At 69.5% G+C, this 21,148-nt stretch carries 16 protein-coding genes; 13 read left to right on the forward strand and 3 right to left on the reverse strand.

Going from position 1 to position 21,148, the window contains the following annotated elements:
• The 3 genes from AWC02_RS22050 to AWC02_RS16560 all read left to right on the forward strand — a co-directional run.
• Nucleotides 1–2,976, forward strand: a 2,976-nt coding sequence (locus AWC02_RS22050) for a PE family protein (RefSeq protein ID WP_165757928.1), incomplete at its 5' end; no start/stop codon positions are given.
• 116 nt (nt 2,977–3,092) lie between these two features.
• Nucleotides 3,093–4,361: a phosphoribosylamine--glycine ligase gene (gene purD, locus AWC02_RS16555; protein WP_085129800.1), complete on the forward strand. Its 1,269-nt coding sequence runs from the start codon at nt 3,093–3,095 to the stop codon at nt 4,359–4,361.
• A gap of 29 nt (nt 4,362–4,390) precedes the next feature.
• Entirely contained in the window at nt 4,391–5,056 is a 666-nt protein-coding gene (locus AWC02_RS16560; RefSeq protein WP_085129801.1) for a hypothetical protein, read from the forward strand.
• Nucleotides 5,057–5,093: 37 nt separating this feature from the next.
• Here AWC02_RS16560 and AWC02_RS16565 read toward each other — a convergent pair whose 3' ends face one another.
• On the reverse strand, nt 5,094–5,876 hold the full coding sequence (locus tag AWC02_RS16565; protein ID WP_419179292.1) for an alpha/beta hydrolase-fold protein: 783 nt from the start codon (nt 5,874–5,876) through the stop codon (nt 5,094–5,096).
• A 134-nt stretch (nt 5,877–6,010) separates the two neighbouring features.
• Between AWC02_RS16565 and AWC02_RS16570 the strand changes: the two genes are divergently transcribed.
• The 6 genes from AWC02_RS16570 (at nt 6,011) to AWC02_RS16595 (ending at nt 13,255) form a co-directional block, all read left to right on the forward strand.
• The gene (locus tag AWC02_RS16570; RefSeq protein WP_085129803.1) at nt 6,011–6,628 is read left to right on the forward strand and encodes a TetR/AcrR family transcriptional regulator; all 618 of its coding nucleotides are present in this window, start codon (nt 6,011–6,013) and stop codon (nt 6,626–6,628) included.
• Between the two features lie 127 nt (nt 6,629–6,755).
• Nucleotides 6,756–8,279, forward strand: coding sequence for a Re/Si-specific NAD(P)(+) transhydrogenase subunit alpha (locus tag AWC02_RS16575; RefSeq protein ID WP_085130095.1), 1,524 nt, complete (start codon nt 6,756–6,758; stop codon nt 8,277–8,279).
• Between the two features lie 35 nt (nt 8,280–8,314).
• A complete protein-coding gene (pntB, locus tag AWC02_RS16580) occupies nt 8,315–9,736 on the forward strand; it encodes a Re/Si-specific NAD(P)(+) transhydrogenase subunit beta (protein ID WP_085129804.1) in 1,422 nt (473 codons plus the stop codon).
• Nucleotides 9,737–10,003: 267 nt separating this feature from the next.
• Nucleotides 10,004–10,531: a hypothetical protein gene (locus AWC02_RS16585; protein WP_085129805.1), complete on the forward strand. Its 528-nt coding sequence runs from the start codon at nt 10,004–10,006 to the stop codon at nt 10,529–10,531.
• 76 nt (nt 10,532–10,607) lie between these two features.
• Nucleotides 10,608–12,026, forward strand: a complete 1,419-nt coding sequence (purB, locus tag AWC02_RS16590) for an adenylosuccinate lyase (RefSeq protein ID WP_207568073.1) — start codon at nt 10,608–10,610, stop codon at nt 12,024–12,026.
• Nucleotides 12,027–12,031: 5 nt separating this feature from the next.
• On the forward strand, nt 12,032–13,255 hold the full coding sequence (locus AWC02_RS16595; RefSeq protein ID WP_085129807.1) for a cytochrome P450: 1,224 nt from the start codon (nt 12,032–12,034) through the stop codon (nt 13,253–13,255).
• A gap of 14 nt (nt 13,256–13,269) precedes the next feature.
• Here the strand turns inward: AWC02_RS16595 and AWC02_RS16600 are convergent, their stop codons facing one another.
• Both AWC02_RS16600 and AWC02_RS22925 read right to left on the reverse strand, forming a co-directional pair.
• Entirely contained in the window at nt 13,270–13,905 is a 636-nt protein-coding gene (locus AWC02_RS16600; protein ID WP_085129808.1) for a hypothetical protein, read from the reverse strand.
• Between the two features lie 47 nt (nt 13,906–13,952).
• A complete protein-coding gene (locus tag AWC02_RS22925; RefSeq protein ID WP_085129809.1) occupies nt 13,953–16,109 on the reverse strand; it encodes a cellulase family glycosylhydrolase in 2,157 nt (718 codons plus the stop codon).
• 128 nt (nt 16,110–16,237) lie between these two features.
• On the opposite strand from AWC02_RS22925, the gene AWC02_RS16610 reads away from it, so the two are divergent.
• From AWC02_RS16610 to AWC02_RS16625, 4 genes are read left to right on the forward strand one after another with little or no spacing between them, the layout of a single operon-like run.
• Nucleotides 16,238–17,134, forward strand: coding sequence for a phosphoribosylaminoimidazolesuccinocarboxamide synthase (locus tag AWC02_RS16610; RefSeq protein WP_085129810.1), 897 nt, complete (start codon nt 16,238–16,240; stop codon nt 17,132–17,134).
• Nucleotides 17,131–19,257 (forward strand): S9 family peptidase, encoded by a 2,127-nt coding sequence (locus AWC02_RS16615; RefSeq protein ID WP_085129811.1) that lies wholly within the window; start codon nt 17,131–17,133, stop codon nt 19,255–19,257. The genes AWC02_RS16610 and AWC02_RS16615 overlap by 4 nt, the downstream gene beginning before the upstream one ends.
• A 10-nt stretch (nt 19,258–19,267) precedes the next feature.
• The gene (locus AWC02_RS16620) at nt 19,268–19,756 is read left to right on the forward strand and encodes a glutathione peroxidase (protein ID WP_085129812.1); all 489 of its coding nucleotides are present in this window, start codon (nt 19,268–19,270) and stop codon (nt 19,754–19,756) included.
• Nucleotides 19,756–21,093, forward strand: a complete 1,338-nt coding sequence (locus AWC02_RS16625; protein WP_085129813.1) for a DUF2254 domain-containing protein — start codon at nt 19,756–19,758, stop codon at nt 21,091–21,093. Before AWC02_RS16620 ends, AWC02_RS16625 begins: the two co-directional genes overlap by 1 nt.
• The last annotated feature ends 55 nt before the right edge of the window (nt 21,094–21,148 follow it).

Below are 21,148 nucleotides of genomic sequence, written 5' to 3' on the forward strand. Positions count from 1 at the left end.
CAGGCCGCTGCCGGTGCTGATGGCAGTGCCGGGGTCGGGGGCAATGGTGGCGCCGGGGGCGCCGGCGCCGATGGTGCCGATGGCGATCACGCGACCGCACCGGGCAGCGACGGCGTCGCCGGCACCAACGGTGGTCACGGCGGCAACGGCGGCGCAGCCGGCAAGGGCGGTCTGCATGCCGACGGCAGCGCAAGCGGGCTCGACGGGACGCAGGGCAACGGCGGCAACGGCGGCAACGGTGGCAACGGCGGCAACGGCTACCAGGGTTCCAACGGCGCGAACGCCGGTGATGACGGAGAGCGCGGCGGACACGGCGGCGCCGCCGGAATCGGCGGCAACGGCGGCTCCGGACTTGTCGGCGGGGCCGGCGGCAACGGTGGTCACGGCGGCCAGGGCGCCAATGGCGGTGCCGGCCACAACGGCTACGACGCGGCAACCGACGCGACCGCCGCAGCCGGCGCCCACGGCGGAAACGCAGGCAATGGCGGCGATGGCGGCAATGGCGGTACCGGCGGCGCCGGCGGTAACGGCGGTGCATCCACCGTGCCGGGCGGTACAGCTGGGACCAACGGCAACGGCGGCAACGGCGGCACCGGCGGAGATGCGGGAACCCCCGGTGACGGTGGTGACGGCAAGGATGGCGACGCCACCCACCACGCCGGCGGCAACGGTGGCCACGGCGGCAACGTCGGTGCTGCCGGATCCGCCGGGGGCCGCGGTGAGGCCGGGACCGGCGGGGCCGCCGGCACCGGCACCGCCGGCAGCAACGGCACGGCCGGCAACGGCGTGACCGGTGTGGTGGGCAACGGAGGCAACGGTGGCGACGGCTACAACGCCGCCGCCGACGGCCGGGCAACCGGTGGCGCCCACGGCGGCAACGGCGGCACCGGCGGCAACGGCGGTGACCACGGAAACGGCGGCCGCGGCGGCAACGGCGGCGACGGCGCCGCAGGCAGCGCAGCCACCAGCATGGACGCCGGAGGCCGAGGCGGCGACGGCGGCAATGGCGGCACCGGCGGCAAGGGCGGTGCGGGCGGGGCGTTCGCCGGCACCCGCGGAACGGGCGGCGACGGCGGCCACGGTGGCGTCGGCGGTACCGGTGCTACCGGTGTGGTCACGTCGAACAACGGCTACGGCGGGACCGGTGGCACCGGTGGTGTCGGGGGCAATGCCGGTGACCCCAGTGGTCGGGCTGGTAACGGTGGCGCCGGTGGTGTCGGCGGTACGGGTGCGACTGGTCAGGTGGGCTACAACAACGGCTACGGCGGTACGGGTGGTCGTGGGGGTACCGGTGGGTTGGCCGGGTCGGTCGGTCGTGCCGGTGCGGTCGGTGACGGCGGCGACGGTGGCGTCGGCGGGATGGGCGCGACCGGTGTGGTCACGTCGAACAACGGCTACGGCGGGACCGGTGGCACCGGTGGTGTCGGGGGCAATGCCGGTGACTCCAGTGGTCGGGCTGGTAACGGTGGCGCCGGTGGTGTCGGCGGTACCGGTGCGGCCGGTCAGGTGGGTTACAACAACGGCTACGGCGGTACGGGTGGTCGTGGGGGTACCGGTGGGTTGGCCGGGTCGGTCGGTCGTGCCGGTGCGGTCGGTGACGGCGGCGACGGTGGCGTCGGCGGGATGGGCGCGACCGGTGTGGTCACGTCGAACAACGGCTACGGCGGGACCGGTGGCACCGGTGGTGTCGGGGGCAATGCCGGTGATTCCAGTGGTCGGGCTGGTAACGGTGGCGCCGGTGGTGTCGGCGGTACCGGTGCGGCTGGTCAGGTGGGCTACAACAACGGCTACGGCGGTACGGGTGGTCGTGGAGGTACCGGTGGGTTGGCGGGGTCGGTCGGTCGTGCCGGTGCGGTCGGTGACGGCGGCGACGGTGGCGTCGGCGGGATGGGTGCGACCGGTGTGGTCACGTCGAACAACGGCCAGGCCGGCAACGGTGGCAATGGCGGTGTCGGTGGCAATGCCGGTGACTCCAGTGGTCGGGCCGGTAACGGTGGCGCCGGTGGTGTCGGCGGTACCGGTGCGGCCGGCCAGGTGGACTACAACAACGGCCACGGTGGAGCGGGCGGCAACGGCGGTACCGGCGGGCAGGCCGGGTCGGTCGGTCGCGCCGGTGCGGTCGGCGACGGCGGCGACGGCGGTGATGGTGGTGCCGGCGCCCATGGCGTCATCAAGTTCAACAACGGCTACGGCGGCAACGGCGGTCACGGTGGTGCCGGTGGCAACGCCGGTGACCTCAGCGGTCGCGCCGGCGCCGGCGGCAACGGCGGACGCGGCGGCCATGGCAGTGAGGGGCAGATCGGCTACAACAACGGTTACGGCGGTAACGGAGGCTACGGCGGCAACAGCGGCCGGACCGGGACCGTCGGCATCGCCAGTCGGGTGGGTAACGGCGGTGACGGCGGTGACGGTGGTGCCGGCGCCCACGGTTTCATCACGTTCAACAACGGTTACGGCGGCAACGGCGGCCATGGCGGCCTGGGTGGCAGCGCCGGAGGCGCCACCGGGCAGGCCGGATCCGGTGGAAACGGCGGTCACGGCGGCCACGGCACCGCCGGCATGATCGGCTACAACAACGGCTACGGCGGCAACGGCGGGCACGGCGGTGACGGCGGCGGCACCGGCGCCCTCGGTCGAAGCGGTGTCATCGGAAACGGGGGCCACGGCGGCGACGGCGCCGCCGGCGCAGACGGCGTGATCGACGTCAACAACGGCGACGGCGGTGCCGGCGGTGACGGCGGTGCGGGCGGCAACAGCGAACCCGGCGGCCTGAACGGTGACGGCGGCAACGGCGGCAACGGTGGCAACGGGGCGGTCCTCGACTCCCCCACCAGCAGAGGCGGCGACCCCGGCGACAGCGGCGTCGCAGGCGTGGGCGGTGCCGGGGGATCCGCCGGTGCTGCTGGTCAAGGCGGTACCGGCGGCGCGTCCGGCCAAAGCGGCCAGCCCGGCTACCCCGCGAGCCCCGCGGGGTAGGCCGGAGCCGCCGGCGCGGGCGGGATCTCGGGCCCGAAACCGGTTCGTACCTTATATATCCTTTGTGTCGCGTCCCGCCGATGAACAGCGAGGCGAAACAGAGAGGAGTGGCGCCCATGCGCGTCCTGGTGATCGGTTCCGGCGCCCGGGAACATGCGTTACTCCTCGCCCTGCGCAAGGACCCCCAGGTCGATCACCTGGTGATCGCCCCCGGCAACGCCGGTACCGCTGCGGTGGCCGAGCAGCGCGACATCGACATCACCTCCGGGTCGGCGGTCACCGCCTTGGCACGCGAGGTCGAGGCGGACCTGGTGGTCATCGGACCGGAAGTGCCGCTGGTCCTCGGCGTCGCGGACGCGGTACGTGCCGCAGGAATCGCGTGCTTCGGGCCGTCGCAGGACGCCGCTCGTATCGAGGGTTCCAAGGCGTTCGCCAAGGACGTGATGGCCGCCGCCGGGGTGCGCACCGCTCGATCGGAGATCGTCGACAGTCCCGCTGACCTCGACGCCGCCCTGAGCCGGTTCGGCCCCGACGCCGGGGAGGCGGCCTGGGTGGTCAAAGACGACGGCCTGGCCGCGGGCAAAGGCGTGGTGGTGACGGCGGATCGGGCGGCCGCCCGGGCCCATGCCGCCGGCCTGCTCGACAGCGGCCATCCGGTGCTGTTGGAGTCCTTCTTGGACGGGCCCGAACTGTCGTTGTTCTGCATCGTCGACGGTGCGACCGTGGTGCCGCTGCTGCCGGCGCAGGACTTCAAGCGTGTCGGCGACGGCGACAGCGGACCCAACACCGGCGGCATGGGCGCCTACGCCCCACTGCCGTGGTTGTCTCCGCAGGCCGCCGCCGCGATCGTCTCTGACATCGTCGAACCCGTCGCGGCCGAACTGCTGCGGCGGGGCAGCCGATTCACCGGGCTGCTCTATGCCGGTCTGGCGATGACCTCGACCGGGCCGGCGGTGGTCGAATTCAATTGCCGCTTCGGCGATCCCGAGACGCAGGCGGTGCTGGCGCTGCTGGAGTCGCCACTCGGGCAGTTGTTGCACGCCGCAGCCACCGGCGGACTGAGCGAGTTCGGCGCGTTGCGCTGGCGCGATGCCGCGGCGGTGACGGTGGTGCTGGCTGCGGAGAACTACCCCGGCCGGCCACGCGTCGGCGACGTGATCGTGGGGGCCGAGGGCGACGGAGTGTTGCACGCCGGTACCGCACGCCGCGAGGACGGCGCGGTGGTGTCGTCTGGGGGGCGCGTGCTCTCGGTCGTGGGCGTCGGAGCCGATCTGAGTGCCGCACGCGCCGAGGCCTATCGCATCCTCAATTCAATCCGCCTGCCGGGGAGTCACTTTCGCAGCGACATCGGCGCAGCTGCCGCGCAGGGCGCGATACAGATCTGACGCAGGTTGCCTACCGCTATCCTTGGGGCATGGCTGACCAAACTGAACCGGAGTCCACTGAATCCGAGAAGCCGGATGAACCGGTAGAGCAGTCTCCTCCGGCGAAGAGCGAAGCCGCGGAGAAGAAGAGCGAAACCGCGGAGAAGAAAAGCGAAACCGCGGTGAAGAAAAGCGAAACCGCGGAGAAGCGGCGGTCGGCTCCCCTTCCCGCCCCGGTGCAGCCGAGCCGCGGCCCGTTGCTGATCGCCGCGGCGGTCGGATTGGCCGCCGGGCTGATCGGTGGCGCGGCGGTGGCCGCCGTGTGGCATCCGTCATCGGGTGGTGATTCTGCCAAGTTCAGCGATCAGCAGGCCAACGACGCGAAGAAGGACGTCTGCAGTGCGGTCGTGCTTTCCCGTCAAGCGGTGGCCAACAACATGCACATGAAGAACCCGGAGCCGGAGAACCCGGTGGCCCAGCTCGCGGTGGCCGCCAACGCGAGGTTGTCGCTGACCGCGAGCGCCGCCTACCTGCGCGGCCGGTTGGAGGCCAACCCCGCGACGCCGGAAGACGTTGCCGACCAGGCCCAGAAGATGGCCGGAGGGCTTGAGCGTCTCAACCTCAGCTACCTCGTCGGGCAGCCCAACGCCGAACGCGAGCAGCTCGGGCATGACCTCGACTCGCACATCACCGCCCTGGGCAAGCTCTGCCAGTAGGGCCCGGTGATCCGCAGGCCGCCAGACCGGAAACCGGTTAGACGGCCAGCAGCGGTGCCAGCCAGATCAATTCGGCGGGCAACTGCGAACTCCAGTAAGACCCGTCGTGGCCGCCGGGGGAGAAACCCCCGGCCGGCGGGTTGGGCAGCTGGGCGATAAAGGCCTGGGTGGCCGCGTAGAACGGGTCGTCGTAGCCGCAGTCCACGCGGATCGGGATCGAACCCAACGCCGGCATTCCGAACACCGAGTTCGCGGCGAAGTCCGCTGCGCCGTCGAACGCGCCCGGGGCGCTGGCCCCGGGTGTCAGCCACAGCGCGGGGCTGACCGCGCAGATGGCCGCGGTCCGGCGCGGGCTGAGTCGGCCGCCCAGCAACAAGGCGCCGTAACCGCCCATCGACCAGCCGATGAAACCCACCCGAGAGGTGTCTAAGCCCTGCTCGGCCAGCAACGGCAACAACTCGTCGGTCACCATCGCCCCGGAGTCCTCCCCGGACGCGCGGCGATGCCAGTAGCTTCCTCCGCCGTCGACGGCTACCACCGCAAACGGGGGGAGCCCCGCATCGACTGCTTGTGCCAGCCCTTGCTCGACGCCGCCGGCCATCACGGTTTCCGCGTCACTTCCCTTGCCGTGCAGGGCGATCAGCGGACGCAGCGCGCCGGTCTGACCGGGCGGTCGGGCGATCGCCCAGTTGGTGGTGACCCCACCGCGCGCCGCCGAGGTGAACGAACCCCGGACCATCGTCGGTGCGCTCTGCAGCGGGGCCGCCCATGACCGTGCCTGCAACAGCGGGCTCGCGCCCAGCGCGCCCGCCGTGCCCATCGTGGCCGCCATGCGCAGCACCGCGCGTCGGTTCAACTCCGGCATTGGGTCATCATGCCAGCGGGTGCGGTTTGATTCGAAAAGTCGAAACGCATGATGCGGCACCAGCCGGGCTGGCAGCATCTTTAGGCGTGATGACAGCAGTGACGCCCAAGGGTGAACGGCGACGGTACGCGCTGATCAGCGCCGCCGCCGAGCTGCTGCGCGAAGGTGGATTCGAAGCGGTACGCCACCGTGCCGTGGCGCGCCGGGCCGGTCTGCCGCTGGCATCGACGACGTACTACTTCTCCTCGCTCGACGACCTGATCGCCCACGCGGTGGAACACATCGGGATGTTGGAACTCGCCCAACTGCGCGCCCGGATCACCGACCTGTCCCGGCGCCGGCGCAGCGCCGAAACCACCGCGGACATCCTCGTGGAGTTGCTGGTCGGTCACGACGGGGACGGGCAGATCGACGAGCAACTGATCTCCCGCTACGAGCGCTACATCGTGTGCTCGCGGCACCCGGCGCTTCGCGACATTCAGCGCCGCATCCTGCATCAACGGTCCGAGGCGGTCACCGAAGCCGTCGAACGATCCGGCCGGATCGCGCGGGTAGAGATGGCATATGCCCTGGTCTGCATGGTCGATGGCGCGGTGATGGCGGCGCTGGTCGATGACCTCCAGGGGCCGCGGGCGGCCGCCAGAGCTGCCGTCATCGACGTCATCGACGTGCTGGTGCCCCTGGATCAGCGCGCGGTGTCAGCCTGAGAAGCGCACACGGTATGCTGCCTCGATCCCTTTGTGCCTCCTTAGCTACTGGCGGGTAACAGGGGGGCAGGAGACGCCTGGAAGCGCCCGAAGACGGCGACGAGATGTGAATGTGGAGAGCTACGTCATGATTATCGGTGTCCTATCCGAGGCGCAGCCCGGTGAGACGCGTGTGTCGGCGACGCCGACGACGGTCGCTGCACTGACCAAGCTCGGTTATGACGTCGTAGTGGATTCCGGTGCCGGTGAGGCGTCGTCGTTTTCCGATGCGGCCTACATCGAAGCCGGCGCCACCATCGGCGATGCGCGCAGCGCAGACATCGTTTTCGGCGTCAACGCCCCGTCTGCCGAGCAGCTCGACGGGATGAAGCCGGGCGCAACCCTGGTCAGCCTGCTCGCGCCGGCGCTGAACCCCGACCGGGTCGAGGATCTGGCTCGCCGGCCCATCACCGCCCTGTCGATGGACGCCGTGCCCCGGATCTCGCGTGCGCAGTCGCTGGACGTGCTGAGCTCGATGGCCAACATCGCCGGCTACCGTGCCGTGGTCGAAGCGGCCCACGTTTTCGGTCGGTTCTTCACCGGTCAGGTGACCGCGGCGGGCAAGGTGCCGCCGGCCAAGGTTCTGGTGGTGGGTGCCGGGGTGGCGGGCCTGGCCGCGATCGGCGCCGCCGGCAGCCTGGGCGCAATCGTCCGAGCCACCGACCCACGCCCGGAGGTCGCCGACCAGGTTCGCTCGCTCGGCGGTGAGTACCTGTCGATCGAGTCGACCGAGACCGAGGTGTCGGCCACCGGCTACGCCAAGGAGATGAGCGACGACTACAAGGCCCGCGAGGCACAGCTTTACGCCGAGCAGTGCGCCGACGTCGACATCATCGTCACCACGGCGCTCATTCCGGGTAAGCCCGCGCCGCGGATCATCACCGCCGACATGGTGGCGTCGATGAAGCCGGGCAGCGTGATCGTCGACATGGCCGCGGCCAACGGCGGCAACGTGGAGGGCACGGTCAAAGACCAGGCGATCGTCACCGACAACGGCGTGACGATCATCGGCTACACCGACTTGGCCGGCCGGTTGCCCGCGCAGGCGTCGCAGCTCTACGGCACCAACCTGGTCAACCTGATGAAGCTGATGACCCCCGGCAAGGACGGCCAGCTGGTGCTGGACTTCGACGACGTGGTGCAGCGGTCGATGACCGTCGTGCGCGACGGCGAGTCGACCTGGCCGCCGCCACCGGTTCAGGTCTCGGCCGCACCGGCCAAGGCCGCCGAAGCCCCGGTGCCCGCCCAGGCGGCCAAGGAGCCGATGTCGGCCGGCCGTCGGCTGGGTCTGGTGGTGGGCGCTGCGGCGGTGCTGTTCACCCTGGTCGCCCTGGCGCCCGCGGCGCTGCAGGTGCATCTGACCGTCTTCGCACTGGCGATCGTGATCGGCTACTACGTCATCGGGCATGTGCACCACGCGCTGCACACCCCGCTGATGTCGGTGACGAATGCGATCTCGGGAATCATCGTGGTGGGAGCGCTGCTGCAGATCGGCCACGAAGACCCGGTCATCACGAGTTTGGCCGCCGCGGCGATCCTGCTGGCCAGCATCAACATCTTCGGTGGTTTTGCGGTGACCCGCCGCATGCTCGCCATGTTCTCCCGCAGCTAGGCGCTGCGCACCCCGACTTGGAGTAGACCCCGCTTATGTTTTCAGTTGAGACCGCCGCCTCGGCGGCGTACATCGTCGCGGCCCTGCTGTTCATCTTGGCCCTGGCCGGGTTGAGCAAGCACGAGACGTCCAAGGCCGGCAACAGCTTCGGCATCCTGGGGATGGCGGTTGCGCTGGCCGCAACCATCACCCTGGCGGTGCACCACGGCATCCCGTCGGTGGGCCTGGCGCTGTTGATCGGCGCGACCGTGGTGGGCGCGGCGATCGGGCTGTGGCGGGCCAAGGTCGTCGAGATGACCGGCATGCCCGAGCTGATCGCGCTGCTGCACTCGTTCGTCGGCTTGGCCGCCGTGCTGGTCGGCTGGAACGGCTACCTGCACGTCGAGGCGGCCCGGAACGGGCCGGACGCGCAGGAGCTGGCGGCGGCGGGCTTGCTGGGCATTCACTCGGCCGAGGTCTTCATCGGGGTGTTCATCGGTGCGGTCACCTTCACCGGCTCGATCGTGGCCAACCTCAAACTGTCGGGGCGGATGAAGTCCAACCCGCTGATGCTGCCCGGCAAGAACTTCCTCAACGTCGGCGCCCTGGTCGGGTTCGTCGCGCTGACGGTGTGGTTCGTCTACGAGCCGCAGTTGTGGCTGCTGATCGCCGTGACGGTGCTGGCGCTGGCGCTGGGCTGGCACCTGGTGGCTTCTATCGGCGGCGGGGACATGCCGGTGGTCGTCTCGATGCTCAACAGCTACTCCGGTTGGGCGGCCGCGGCGTCGGGCTTCCTGCTCTCCAACGACTTGCTGATCATCACCGGTGCATTGGTCGGCTCCTCGGGTGCTTACCTCTCCTACATCATGTGCAAGGCGATGAACCGCTCGTTCATCTCGGTGATCGCCGGCGGCTTCGGGATCGAAGCCGGCCCGGCCGAAGACAAGGACTACGGCGAGCACCGGGAGGTCACCGCGGAGGGAGTGGCCGAACTGCTGAGCGGCGCCGAGTCGGTGATCATCACCCCCGGCTACGGCATGGCCGTCGCGCAGGCCCAGTACGGAGTCGCCGAGCTGACCCGCAAGCTGCGGGACCGCGGCGTCAACGTGCGCTTCGGCATTCACCCGGTGGCCGGCCGGCTGCCCGGACACATGAACGTCCTGCTGGCCGAGGCCAAGGTGCCCTACGACATCGTGCTGGAGATGGACGAGATCAACGACGACTTCGGCGACACCTCCGTGGTGCTGGTGATCGGCGCCAACGACACCGTCAACCCGGCCGCCGCCGAAGACCCGTCGAGCCCCATCGCGGGCATGCCGGTGCTCACCGTGTGGGAAGCCGACAACGTGATCGTCTTCAAGCGCTCCATGGCTTCGGGCTACGCGGGCGTGCAGAACCCGCTGTTCTTCCGGCAGAACTCCGCCATGTTGTTCGGCGATGCCAAGGACCGGGTCGAGGACATCCTGCACGCGCTGTAGAACGCTCGCTGCCGCCACGAGCGGGTCGCGGTCCGCGCCCCGTGGTGCCCCGGCCGGTGCCGGCTGAACTCCCCGCGCCTCGTTGGGGGAAAGCACCGTCATCACCCATCGGGCTGTGTCAGACTCCGTTCGGTCCGTTTTTATCGACATATGGAGTCTCGGTGTTGACGCTTCGTTGCCATAGCGCAGGATGCGCACATTTCACGGCGATATCGTGGACCAACGTCCGAAATAAGAAACGAACCGGTCGGTCATAGGGTCGGCCAGATGTCTGTGCAGCATCAGCTCACGGTCGAGCAGCAGGCGCCCGCAGCCCGGATAGCGGTCGAGGTGTTCCTCGACATCATGCGGATCAATCGAGTGCGCCCGCATGAGATCGCCGCCCGATGCCGGGAACGGACCCTGACCAGGCATGTGGCGGTGGGGCCCCGGCAAGAGATCGTGCGGTCCTTCGACCTGGCGCCGCCGTTCTGGCCGCTCACCGTCGACCGCTCCGATGCCATGGCGGCCGGGTACGGCATCGACCGCACCGGAACCTGTGTGCGCTACATGCAGAATCGATACCCCTTGATCAATCGGGCCGACGACCGGACGGTCGTGCGGGTGCAGTTCGCGCCGGGATGTCACAACGTGCTGCGTCGTGCCACCCGACGCAATCCCGCTTTCCTCTGCGAGCCGCTGCCGGCCCGGCAGGCCGTCGAGATCGTGGCGCAGTACCTCATCGACGCCGCGATATCGCTGTCGGAAGGCCGTGGCCCCGTCGTCGAGCGAGCGCTGGCACCGACCGGCTGGTGACGCCGGCAGCGGACCGGTCCGGGCTGCGCGGGCCAGCCGGCCCGGGGCTTACCGGGCGACCGTAAGCTAGCTGCTCGTGAGCATCCCCAATGTGTTGGCCACCCGTTACGCCAGCACCGCGATGACGGAGATCTGGTCGCCGCAGGCCAAAATCGTCGCCGAACGGCGGCTGTGGCTGGCGGTGTTGCGTGCGCAGTCCGAACTCGGAGTCGCGGTCCCGGCCGAGGCGATCGCCGACTACGAGGCCGTGATCGGCGACGTGGACCTGGCATCGATCGCCGATCGCGAGCGGGTGACGCGTCACGACGTCAAGGCCCGCATCGAGGAGTTCAACGCGCTGGCCGGCCACGAGCACATCCACAAAGGGATGACCAGCCGGGACCTGACCGAAAACGTCGAGCAGCTGCAGATCCGCCAGTCCCTGCAGCTGGTGCACGAGCACGGGGTCGCCGTCGCGGCCCGCCTGGTCAGGCATGCGCTGGCCTACCGCGACCTGGTGATGGCCGGGCGCAGCCACAATGTCGCCGCGCAGGCCACCACGCTGGGCAAGCGGTTCGCCTCGGCGGCCGAGGAGACGCTGCTCGCGCTGCAGCGGGTACGTGAGTTGATCGACCGCTACCCGTTGCGCGGCATCAAGGGGCCGATGGGCACCGCACAGGACATGCTGGACCTGTTCGACGGCGACACCGCCAAGCTCAGCGAGCTCGAGCGCCGCGTCGCCGCCTTCCTCGGGTTCTCCACGGTCCTGACCAGCGTCGGACAGGTCTACCCACGCTCGCTGGACCACGACGTGGTCTCGGCCCTGGTGCAACTGGGTGCCGGCCCCTCCTCGCTGGCTCAGACGATTCGCCTGATGGCCGGCCACGAACTGGTCACCGAAGGATTTGCGCCCGGCCAGGTGGGGTCCTCGGCGATGCCGCACAAGATGAACACGCGCAGCTGCGAGCGGGTCAACGGCCTGCAGGTGGTGCTGCGCGGCTACGCCTCGATGGCCGCCGAGCTGGCCGGCGCGCAGTGGAACGAGGGCGACGTCTTCTGTTCGGTGGTGCGCCGCGTCGCGCTGCCGGACGCCTTCTTCGCCGTCGACGGACAGACCGAGACGTTTCTGACCGTGCTCGACGAGTTCGGGGCGTACCCGGCGGTGATCACCCGCGAACTGGACCGCTACCTGCCCTTCCTGGCCACCACCAAGGTGCTGATCGCGGCGGTGCGCGCCGGCGTGGGCCGCGAAGCCGCCCACGAAGTCATCAAAGAGCACGCTGTCGCGGTGGCGCTGGCGATGCGAGAACGTGGCGCCGAACCGGACCTGCTGGACCGGCTTGCCGCCGACGAGCGGCTGCCGCTGGACCGCGCGGCACTGGAGGAGGCGGTCGCCGACCGGCAGGCCTTCACCGGGGCCGCCGCCGACCAGGTCGATCGGGTGGCCGCCGAAGTCGCCGAACTGGTCGAGCGTTACCCGGGTGCTGCCGCCTACCAGCCGGGCGCGATTCTGTAGCCCTCATGCAGGCCCGGCAACTCGCGAGCATCGACTTCACCGATCTGGACAATTTCGCCAACGGCTTCCCACACGAGCTGTTCGCGCTGCACCGCCGCGTCGCCCCGGTGTTCTGGCACGAACCCACCGCACACACCCCCGACGGCGAGGGCTTCTGGTCGGTGGCCACGCACGCCGAAACCCTGGAAGTGCTGCGTGATGCCGAAACGTATTCATCGGTCACCGGTGGCGACCGGCCGTTCGGCGGCACCGTGCTGCAGGACCTGCCGATCGCGGGCCAGCTGCTGAACATGATGGACGACCCGCGGCACGCGCAGGTCCGGCGGCTGGTCAGCTCCGGGCTGACGCCACGGATGATCCGCCGCGTCGAGACCGACCTGCGGCAGCGGGCCCGGACGCTGCTGGACGCGGTGGAGCCCGGGGTGCCCTTCGATTTCCTGGTCGACGTCGCCGCCGAGATCCCGATGCAGATGATCTGCATCCTGTTGGGGGTCCCCGAGGCAGACCGGCACTGGCTTTTCGAGGCGATCGAGCCCAGCTTCGACTTCCGCGGCTCCCGCAAAGCGGTGGTGTCGCGCTTGTCCATCGAGGACGCCGGCAACCGCGTCTACAACTTCGGGCTCGAGTTGATCGCGGCCAAGCGCGCGGCCCCCGCCGACGACATGCTGTCGGTGGTGGCGAACTCCACCGACCCCGAACTCAGCGATCTCGAAGTGTATTTGTTCTTCCAACTGCTGTTCAGTGCCGGCGCCGAGACCACCCGCAACGCGATCGCCGGCGGGCTGCTGGCACTGGCCCAGCACCCGGACCAATATCGGTTGCTGCGCAGCGATTACGGGCTGCTGCCCACCGCCATCGAAGAGATCCTGCGCTGGACCTCACCGGCTCCGTCGAAACGGCGCACCGCCACCCGGCGCGCAGTGCTGGGCGGGCAGACCGTCGACGCCGGCCAGAAGGTGCTGGTGTGGGAGGGCTCGGCCAACCGCGATCCGGCGGCGTTCGACCGGGCCGATCAGTTCGACATCACCCGCAAACCCAACCCGCACATCGGGTTCGGTCACGGCGCACATTTCTGCCTGGGCGCCCACCTGGCGCGATTGGAACTGCGGGTGCTTTACGAGGAGCTGCTGGGCCGGTTCGGCGAGGTGGCGGTGGTGGCGCCGGTGGAGTGGACCCGCAGCAACCGGCACACCGGGATGCGGCACATGATGGTGGAACTGCGGCCCTAGCGGATGCCGGTCGCTCAGGCGGCGGGACCTCCCCGGGATCGCCGGGCCAAGCCTGCGGCATGCAGTTCCAAGGCGGCTAAACGGCCGATGACCGTCGGGTCGGCGTGCCGCCAGGCTCCGGCCGGGTCGGGGCTGACCGCGGTCAGCTTCCCCAGCGGGCGATTGGTCAGCGCACGCAGCGCCAGCAACTGCTGCCCGGCCGGGCTGGAGTACAGGCCCAGCACCGCTCGTTTACGCAGGAAGAAACGCAGCCGCAAGGCCAGCCACGGCATGGCCACCGCCAGAACCGGCGGGGCCGCGACAGCGAATGCGAGCACATAGGCCAGCCAACCGGCGGTGGTGTTCAGGTTGTGGCCGGCCCCAGCGATGTCGACCGCGGCATGACCGGCGGCGGTGAGCGGCTTGCTCACCGCGTCGCCCACCAGCGGGATACGGTCCGCGCTTTTGCCGGCCGAGGCCAGGCTGTCGGCCACACCGGTGGCCCCGCGCTCGAACTGCCGGCCCACACCGGCGATCGTGGTCACGGCCCCGTGCACCGCCAGCGCGACCAGCACCCACAGGCAGGTCCACGCCGCGACCATCAGATCGCTGAACAGCTGGGCCAGCAAGCGGCCGGGGGAGGTGGCATAGGGCAGCAGGCGGGACGTCATACCTGCGATCCCAGCACACCGAAGCCCGTCCGGCGGCCGAAGCGAACTCAGCCGTTGGCCGTCACCGTCACCGTGACGGTGGCCGCCCCGGCGTTGGAGGCGATCACCAGCACGGGGGCGTTGGCGGCCGAGACCACCTGCCCGCCGGTGACCGCTACCTGATAGCCGTCGGGATAGAGGCTGGGCGGCACCGAGATGTTGGTGTGCGCCCCCGCGGCGAACTGACCGGAGCCGTCAGCCATCTCGGTGGAGTAGCTGAACGCGAAGGTGCCGTCGTTGAACGACCAGTTGCCCGGGATACCGGCCACGGCCTGCGGGTAAGGCGCCGCCAGCGCGTTCACCGCGTCGGTCGCCACGTTGTCACCGGCCGGCGGCTGCTCCATGTCACGGACGAGGACGTGGTTGTAGTCCCAGAAAAGCCAGCCGAAGCCGTGCTGGTTGGCGGCACCGGTGGCGCCGTTGATGACGCCGGGGTTGGTGGTGTTGCCGAACTCGGTGAGCAGCGCCGGCACCCCGTGTGCCTGTGAGTACGCCGCGGCGTGGTGCATGATGTAGCCCTCGTAGGCCCCGCAGCCGAAGTCGCTGCCCAAGACCTCGTACCACGGGCAGTAGCTGTGGAAGGCGAAGATGGTGTTCTCGTCATCCGGCGGCTTCACGAAGGTGGGCACCGGCAGGTTGCCGAACAGCGTGTTGGACCCGAAGATGACCGGGGTGCTCGGGTCGACCGAGCGGATCGCCGCCGTCACCTGCTCGTAGAACGGTGACAACTGCTGGGTGTCGAAGAACGGGTTGCCGAACGCCGTCGACAGGTAGCCCGAGCCCGGCCAGGGTTCGTTCATGATCTCGTAGCCCGCGACGTGGGGATTGCCGTTCAGGTAGCCGGCGACGGCCTGGAACATCCCGGCGTAGTGGTTCTGCAGGCCTATGCCGTCGGGTCCGGGGGAGTTGGTCCAAAACGCGTCCCAGGCATGGTTCACCGCCGCATTGAGCGGGTAGTTCCACGGCCAGCCGAAGTTGATGTTGATCGCATCGCCGGTCTGCACCGCCCACTCCGGCGCGCCGTCGCCGATGCCGGTGATGACATCGCTGTACAGGTCCTGATGCATGTCGATGACGCTGACGATGCCGTAGGAGCCGAGGAGGTCCACGGTGCCCTTGATCGACGCCAGATACTCGTAGTCGATCTGGCCCGGGCTGGGCTCCACCGCGGCCCAGATGACGCCGACGCGAACCGAGTTGAAGCCGTTGGCGGCCAGGTACGCCGCATCCTGCTCGTCGAAGTGGTCGGCCGCCGGGCTGAAGGGCGCGTACTTGTTGACCTCGTTGACGCCGTGCAGGATCAGCACCCGGCCGTCGGCGTCGATGAGCCAGGTGCCGGCGGTGCTGAAAGCTCCGCTGCCGATCGGCGGGCCGCTGTCCAGGGTGCCGAAGGCGCCGACGGAGCCGTGGGTGCCGAACAGTCCGGCATTGCCGCCCGCCCCGCCCAGTGCCGGGCGCGGGAAGTCGGCAGCCGCCGCGGCGCTGATGCCGTCGCCGGCGTCCCCGCCGTGACCGCCGGCGGCGAACAGGCCGATGCCGTGGCCGCCGTCGCCGCCGTAGCCGCCCTCGCCGCCGTCGCCACCGACACCGCCGTTGCCCAGCAACCAGCCGCCTGCGCCGCCTGCGCCGCCGGCGGCGTCTTCACCGCCCGCACCGCCCGCGCCACCGTTGCCGATAAGCCCTGCCGCGCCGCCGGCCCCGCCGGCCACGCCGGCTTGGTCGCTGTCCCAGCCGGCCCCGCCGGTGCCGAACAGCCAACCGGCAGCTCCGCCGTCGGGGTTCGCCTCGGTGCCTGTGGCGCCGTCACCGATCACAAACGAGCCGAACCCGTTGAGGAAGTCGGCGACCTGCTGGCCCGCCTGGGTGTCCAACCACTGATCGAGCCCGTTGTAGACGGGCAGGTAGATCGATTGCTGGAACCATTCGGCCAGGTCGAACGAACTGGCCGCGGACGCGCCCAGCGAGTCGCCCCAGTCGGCGGCGATACCGGCCAGGAACTGGTCGAAGACGTCGTCGACGGCGTCGGCCTGGGCGGCAGGTGCGCTCACCGGTGCCAGGCTGAAGCCGACGGCCACCCCGGCCGCCAGGGCAACGCCGGTCAGGCGGGCGCGCCCGGTGAGACGCGGCCGTGGGCGGTTGGAGCTGGCGGTGTGTGCGTATGTCATCAGGGCGCTACCTTGGGGCCGATGCTGCTATGCGTTAGGTATGAAAAATCTGACAATTCACTGTAAGTCATATGTGGTGCGCTGCGCTGGATTGGGGTCGGCCATGCGCCGCCCATTAGGCTGACGCAATGTCGCGACCCGCGCTCACCGATTACCAGCACCTGGCCAGCGGCAAAGTCCGCGAGCTCTACCGGATCGACGACCAGCACCTGCTGTTCGTGGCCACCGACCGGATTTCCGCATTCGACTACGTCCTCGACAGCGAGATCCCCGACAAGGGCCGCATCCTGACCGCGATGAGTGTCTTCTTCTTCGACCTCGTCGAGGCTCCCAACCATTTGGCCGGCCCTCCCGACGACCCGCGCATCCCCGACGAGGTACTCGGCCGCGCCCTGGTGGTGCGTCAGCTGCAGATGATGCCCGTCGAGTGCGTCGCACGTGGCTACCTGACCGGCTCCGGCCTGCTGGACTACCAGCGCACTGGCGCCGTGTGCGGCATCCCCCTGCCGGAGGGGCTGGTGGAGGCCAGCAAGTTCGTCAATCCGATCTTCACGCCGGCGACCAAGGCCGAGATCGGCGCGCACGACGAGAACATCTCGTTCGCTCAGGTGATCGACCTGGTGGGCCCGGTCCGGGCCGGCCAGCTGCGCGACCGCACCCTGGCAACGTATGTGCAGGCCGCAGACCATGCCCTGACCAAGGGAATCATCATCGCCGACACCAAGTTCGAATTCGGCATCGACGAGCACGACAACCTGGTGCTCGCCGACGAGGTGTTCACTCCCGACTCGTCGCGGTACTGGCCCGCCGACGACTATCGGCCCGGGGTGGTGCAGGAGAGCTTCGACAAGCAGTTCGTCCGCAACTGGCTGACCAGCCCGGAATCCGGGTGGGACCGATCCGGGGACCAGCCGCCCCCGCCACTTCCCGACGACATCATCGCCGCTACCCGCGCCCGTTACGTCGAGGCCTACGAACGTATTTCAGGCCTGTCCTTCGATGACTGGGTCGGTCCCGGAGCATGACCGCCGAGCAGCAGAGTCTTCCCGCCCCGCCGACGGCCAAACGAGTCGATAGCATCCGCACCCACCACGGCGACGTCTTCGTCGACCCCTACGAGTGGCTGCGGGACAAATCCGACCCCGAGGTGATCGCCCACCTGGAAGCCGAAAACGCCTACACCGAGGCGGTCACCGCGCGTCTGGACTCCTTGCGGAGCAGCATTTTCGACGAGATCAAAGCCCGTACCAAGGAGACCGACCTGTCGGTACCCTCCCGTCGCGGCGACTGGTGGTATTACGCAAGGACCTTCGAAGGCAAGCAGTACGGCGTGCAGTGCCGCTGCCCGGTCACCGACCCCGACGACTGGACGCCGCCGGAACTCGACGAGAACACCGCGATCCCGGGCGAGCAGGTGCTGCTCGACCAGAACGCCGAGGCCGACGGGCACGATTTCTTCGCGCTCGGTGCCGCCAGCGTCAGCCCGGACGGCAACATCCTGGCCTACTCTGTCGACGTCGTCGGCGACGAGCGATACACCCTGCGGTTCAAGGACTTATCCACCGGCGAGCTGCTGCCCGGGGAGATCGCCGGGATCGGCGCCGGGGTGACCTGGGCGACCGACAACCGGACCGTCTACTACGTGACCGTCGACGAAGCCTGGCGGCCGGACACCGTGTGGCGCTACCGGGTCGGCGACCCGGCGGACTCCGCCGAACAGGTCTACCACGAGGCCGACGAGCGATTCTGGTTGGCGGTAGGGCGAACCCGCAGCGACTCCTACGTGTTGATCGCCGCCGGGTCGTCGATCACCTCCGAGGTGCGTTATGCCGACGCCGCGGACTCCGCTGCAGAGTTCACCGTGGTCCTGCCCCGCCGCGAGGGTGTCGAGTACTCGGTGGAACACGCAGTCATCGGCGGTCAAGACCGTTTCCTGATCCTGCACAACGATGGGGCAGTCAATTTCACGCTGGTGCAGGTGCCGGTATCGGCGGCCGCCGACCCGGGCGCGCAGCAGACGCTGATCGCCGGAAGAGACGACGTTCGGCTCGACTCCGTGGATGCCTTCGCACGCCATCTAGTGGTGGGTTACCGGGCCGAGGGCCTGCCTCGCCTCCAGCTGTGGCCGATCGGCGCCGACGGCGATGTCCGACCGCCGCAGGAGATCACGTTCGACACCGAGTTGACGTCTGCGGGTCTGGCGGCCAACCCGAACTGGGACGCCCCGAAACTGCGGGTGGGCGCAACCTCGTTCATCACCCCGGTGCGGATCTACGACATCGACCTGCCCACCGGTGAGCGAACCCTGCTGCGGGAGCAACCGGTGCTGGGCGAGTACCGCAGCACCGACTACGTCGAGTACCGCGACTGGGCCTATGCCGAGGACGGCACCCGCGTCCCGGTGTCGGTCGTGCACCGGGCGGATATCGAACTTCCCGCTCCCACTCTGCTTTACGGCTACGGCGCCTATGAGATGTGCGAGGATCCCCAGTTCTCCATCGCCCGGTTGTCGCTGCTGGACCGGGGCATGGTGTATGCCGTGGCCCACGTCCGCGGCGGTGGTGAACTGGGCCGGCTGTGGTACGAGCACGGCAAGCTGCTGGAAAAGAAGAACAGCTTCACCGACTTCGTCGCGGTGGGTCGCCACCTGGTGGACGCGGACATCTGCCGGCCGGGACGCCTGGTGGCCATGGGGGGCAGCGCCGGTGGGCTGCTGATGGGCGCGGTGACCAACCTGGCGCCGGAACTGTTCGCCGGAGTGGTGGCCCAGGTGCCGTTCGTCGACCCGCTGACCACCATCTTGGACCCGTCGCTGCCGTTGACCGTCACCGAGTGGGACGAGTGGGGAAACCCCTTGGACGACAAGGACGTCTACCACTACATGAAGTCCTACTCGCCGTACGAGAACGTAGCTCGACGCGACTACCCGCCGATCCTGGCGATGACCTCGCTGCACGACACCCGCGTGTACTACGTCGAGCCGGCGAAGTGGATCGCGGCACTGCGACACACCAAGACCGACGGCAACCCGGTGCTGCTGAAAACAGAGATGAACGCCGGTCACGGCGGCATCTCCGGGCGATACGAACGCTGGAAGGAGATCGCGTTCTCTTACGCCTGGCTGCTGGCGGTGGTGGACTGCGGGTAACGTCGCGGCCATGAGCCTCGCCGAAATCCCGCTGACCACCCTCGACGGCCGTTCCACCTCGCTGGCCGACTTCGCCGACCGTGCCGTCCTGGTCGTCAACGTCGCCTCCAAGTGCGGGCTGACCCCGCAGTACGGCGCCCTGGAGAAGCTCGCGCGCGACTATGCCGACCGGGGACTGACGGTCCTTGGCGTGCCCTGCAACCAGTTCATGGGTCAGGAGCCCGGAACGGCGGAGGAGATCCAGACCTTCTGCTCCACCACCTACGGCGTGACGTTTCCGCTGCTGGCCAAGACCGACGTCAACGGAGCGGATCGCCACCCGCTGTATGCCGAGCTGACCAAAGCCGCCGACGCCGAAGGTGCGGCCGGCGATGTGCAGTGGAACTTCGAGAAGTTCCTGCTCGCCCCGGGTGCCACCGTGGTCAACCGCTTCCGGCCGACCACCGTGCCGGACGCTCCCGAGGTGATCGCCGCAATCGAAGCCGTCCTGCCTGGCTGATGAGCACCCGGTCGGAACGCTTCCCCAGCGTGCGGGCGGCGGCGCTGGCGTACCGGTTCCGGGAGAGCCTGTTCGCGCTGCCGTTGTTGATCGTCTTCGGCGGGATGGCGCTGGCCGTCATCACCCGCGTGGCAGACCGCAACCTCGGCCCGTCGCCGCGCTTTCTGCTGAAGATGGACAGCGGCGTGGCCACCACGCTGCTCTCCACCATCGCCGGTGCCACGATCACCACGGCCGGCGTCATCTTCTCGTTGACCATCGTCAGTCTGCAGCTGGCGAGTTCGCAGCTGTCGCCGCGGGTGATGCGGTGGTTCATCCGCGACCGGCTCAGCCAGGTCGTGATCGGCCTGCTGGTCGCCACGTTCGTGTACTGCGTGCTGAGCCTGCCCGACCTCGACGGATCCTCGCCCGTCCCGGCTCCGCCGCTGACCGTGACGGTGGCGATCGTGCTGACGATCGCCACGGTGGTCACGATCATCGCCCACGTCGATCACCTGGCCCACCGGCTGGAGGTCGGGCAGGTGGTGCGCGAGATCGCGGCCGAGGGCTCCATGGTGATCGATGCGGTCGCGGCCGCCGCCGCCCACGAGCAGCCCGCCCCCGACGCCGAGATGGACGTCCCGGTGGAGGCGCTGCGGCTGACCTCACCGGGCAACGGCTGGGTCAGCCAAGTCGACGCCGAGCGGCTGCTGGCGGCCATTCCGCCCGGCACCACCATCCGCCTGGACACCCGGGTCGGTGCCTACATCCACCTGGGCCAACCATTGGTCACCATCTGGCCGGTGCCGGCCAATCCGGATCGGGTGCGGCACAAGCTGCCCCGGGCTGTCGTCGTCAGTGACAGCCGCACCATGCAGGAGGACGTCGACTTCGCCTTCCGTCAGCTGGTCGACATCGGGCTGCGCGCACTCAGCTCGGCGATCAACGACCCGACCACCGCGGTGGAGGCGACGTTGCGGGTGGGCAGCCTACTGCGCCGGGTGCTGACCGTGCAGCCGCGACCGCGTGCGGTGGCCGGTCCGGACGGTCGAATACTCCTGCGGCCCTGGGACCTCGACCCGAAGGAATACATCGGACACGGTTTCGACCAGCTGCGCCAGGTTGCGCCCAGTCAGCCGCTGGTCGCGGCGGCAATCCTGCGGGTGCTGCGGATGCTGATCGCCCACGTCAAGGAATACGGTCGGCCGGAGCATTTGCCCGCCCTGCGGGAGCAGACCGACCTGCTGCTGGAATCGTTGGAGGCCACGCCCGGCCTGCACCCCCGCGACCTGGCCCGGCTCAAGGCCATTGCCGCCGACAGCACCGACCCGGCCGACCACAGCCGCCGCCGGGGGTAACCCAGAGCGCTATCTGGTGTCCTCCTCGGCGTCACCGGCCGGACACCTGCGCTGG

Origin of the sequence: Mycolicibacter engbaekii (assembly GCF_002101585.1) — a bacterium.
GTDB lineage: Bacteria > Actinomycetota > Actinomycetes > Mycobacteriales > Mycobacteriaceae > Mycobacterium > Mycobacterium engbaekii.

Coding starts and splice junctions, on each gene's coding strand:
- AWC02_RS16610 (WP_085129810.1), top strand. CDS start 16,238: ATGTCGCGACCCGCGCTCACCGATTACCAGCACCTGGCCAGCGGCAAA.
- AWC02_RS16575 (WP_085130095.1), top strand. CDS start 6,756: ATGATTATCGGTGTCCTATCCGAGGCGCAGCCCGGTGAGACGCGTGTG.
- AWC02_RS16595 (WP_085129807.1), top strand. CDS start 12,032: ATGCAGGCCCGGCAACTCGCGAGCATCGACTTCACCGATCTGGACAAT.
- AWC02_RS16600 (WP_085129808.1), bottom strand. CDS start 13,905: ATGACGTCCCGCCTGCTGCCCTATGCCACCTCCCCCGGCCGCTTGCTG.
- purD (WP_085129800.1), top strand. CDS start 3,093: ATGCGCGTCCTGGTGATCGGTTCCGGCGCCCGGGAACATGCGTTACTC.
- AWC02_RS16585 (WP_085129805.1), top strand. CDS start 10,004: ATGTCTGTGCAGCATCAGCTCACGGTCGAGCAGCAGGCGCCCGCAGCC.
- pntB (WP_085129804.1), top strand. CDS start 8,315: ATGTTTTCAGTTGAGACCGCCGCCTCGGCGGCGTACATCGTCGCGGCC.
- AWC02_RS16615 (WP_085129811.1), top strand. CDS start 17,131: ATGACCGCCGAGCAGCAGAGTCTTCCCGCCCCGCCGACGGCCAAACGA.
- AWC02_RS22925 (WP_085129809.1), bottom strand. CDS start 16,109: ATGACATACGCACACACCGCCAGCTCCAACCGCCCACGGCCGCGTCTC.
- AWC02_RS16625 (WP_085129813.1), top strand. CDS start 19,756: ATGAGCACCCGGTCGGAACGCTTCCCCAGCGTGCGGGCGGCGGCGCTG.
- AWC02_RS16570 (WP_085129803.1), top strand. CDS start 6,011: ATGACAGCAGTGACGCCCAAGGGTGAACGGCGACGGTACGCGCTGATC.
- AWC02_RS16560 (WP_085129801.1), top strand. CDS start 4,391: ATGGCTGACCAAACTGAACCGGAGTCCACTGAATCCGAGAAGCCGGAT.
- AWC02_RS16620 (WP_085129812.1), top strand. CDS start 19,268: ATGAGCCTCGCCGAAATCCCGCTGACCACCCTCGACGGCCGTTCCACC.
- AWC02_RS16565 (WP_419179292.1), bottom strand. CDS start 5,876: ATGGGCACGGCGGGCGCGCTGGGCGCGAGCCCGCTGTTGCAGGCACGG.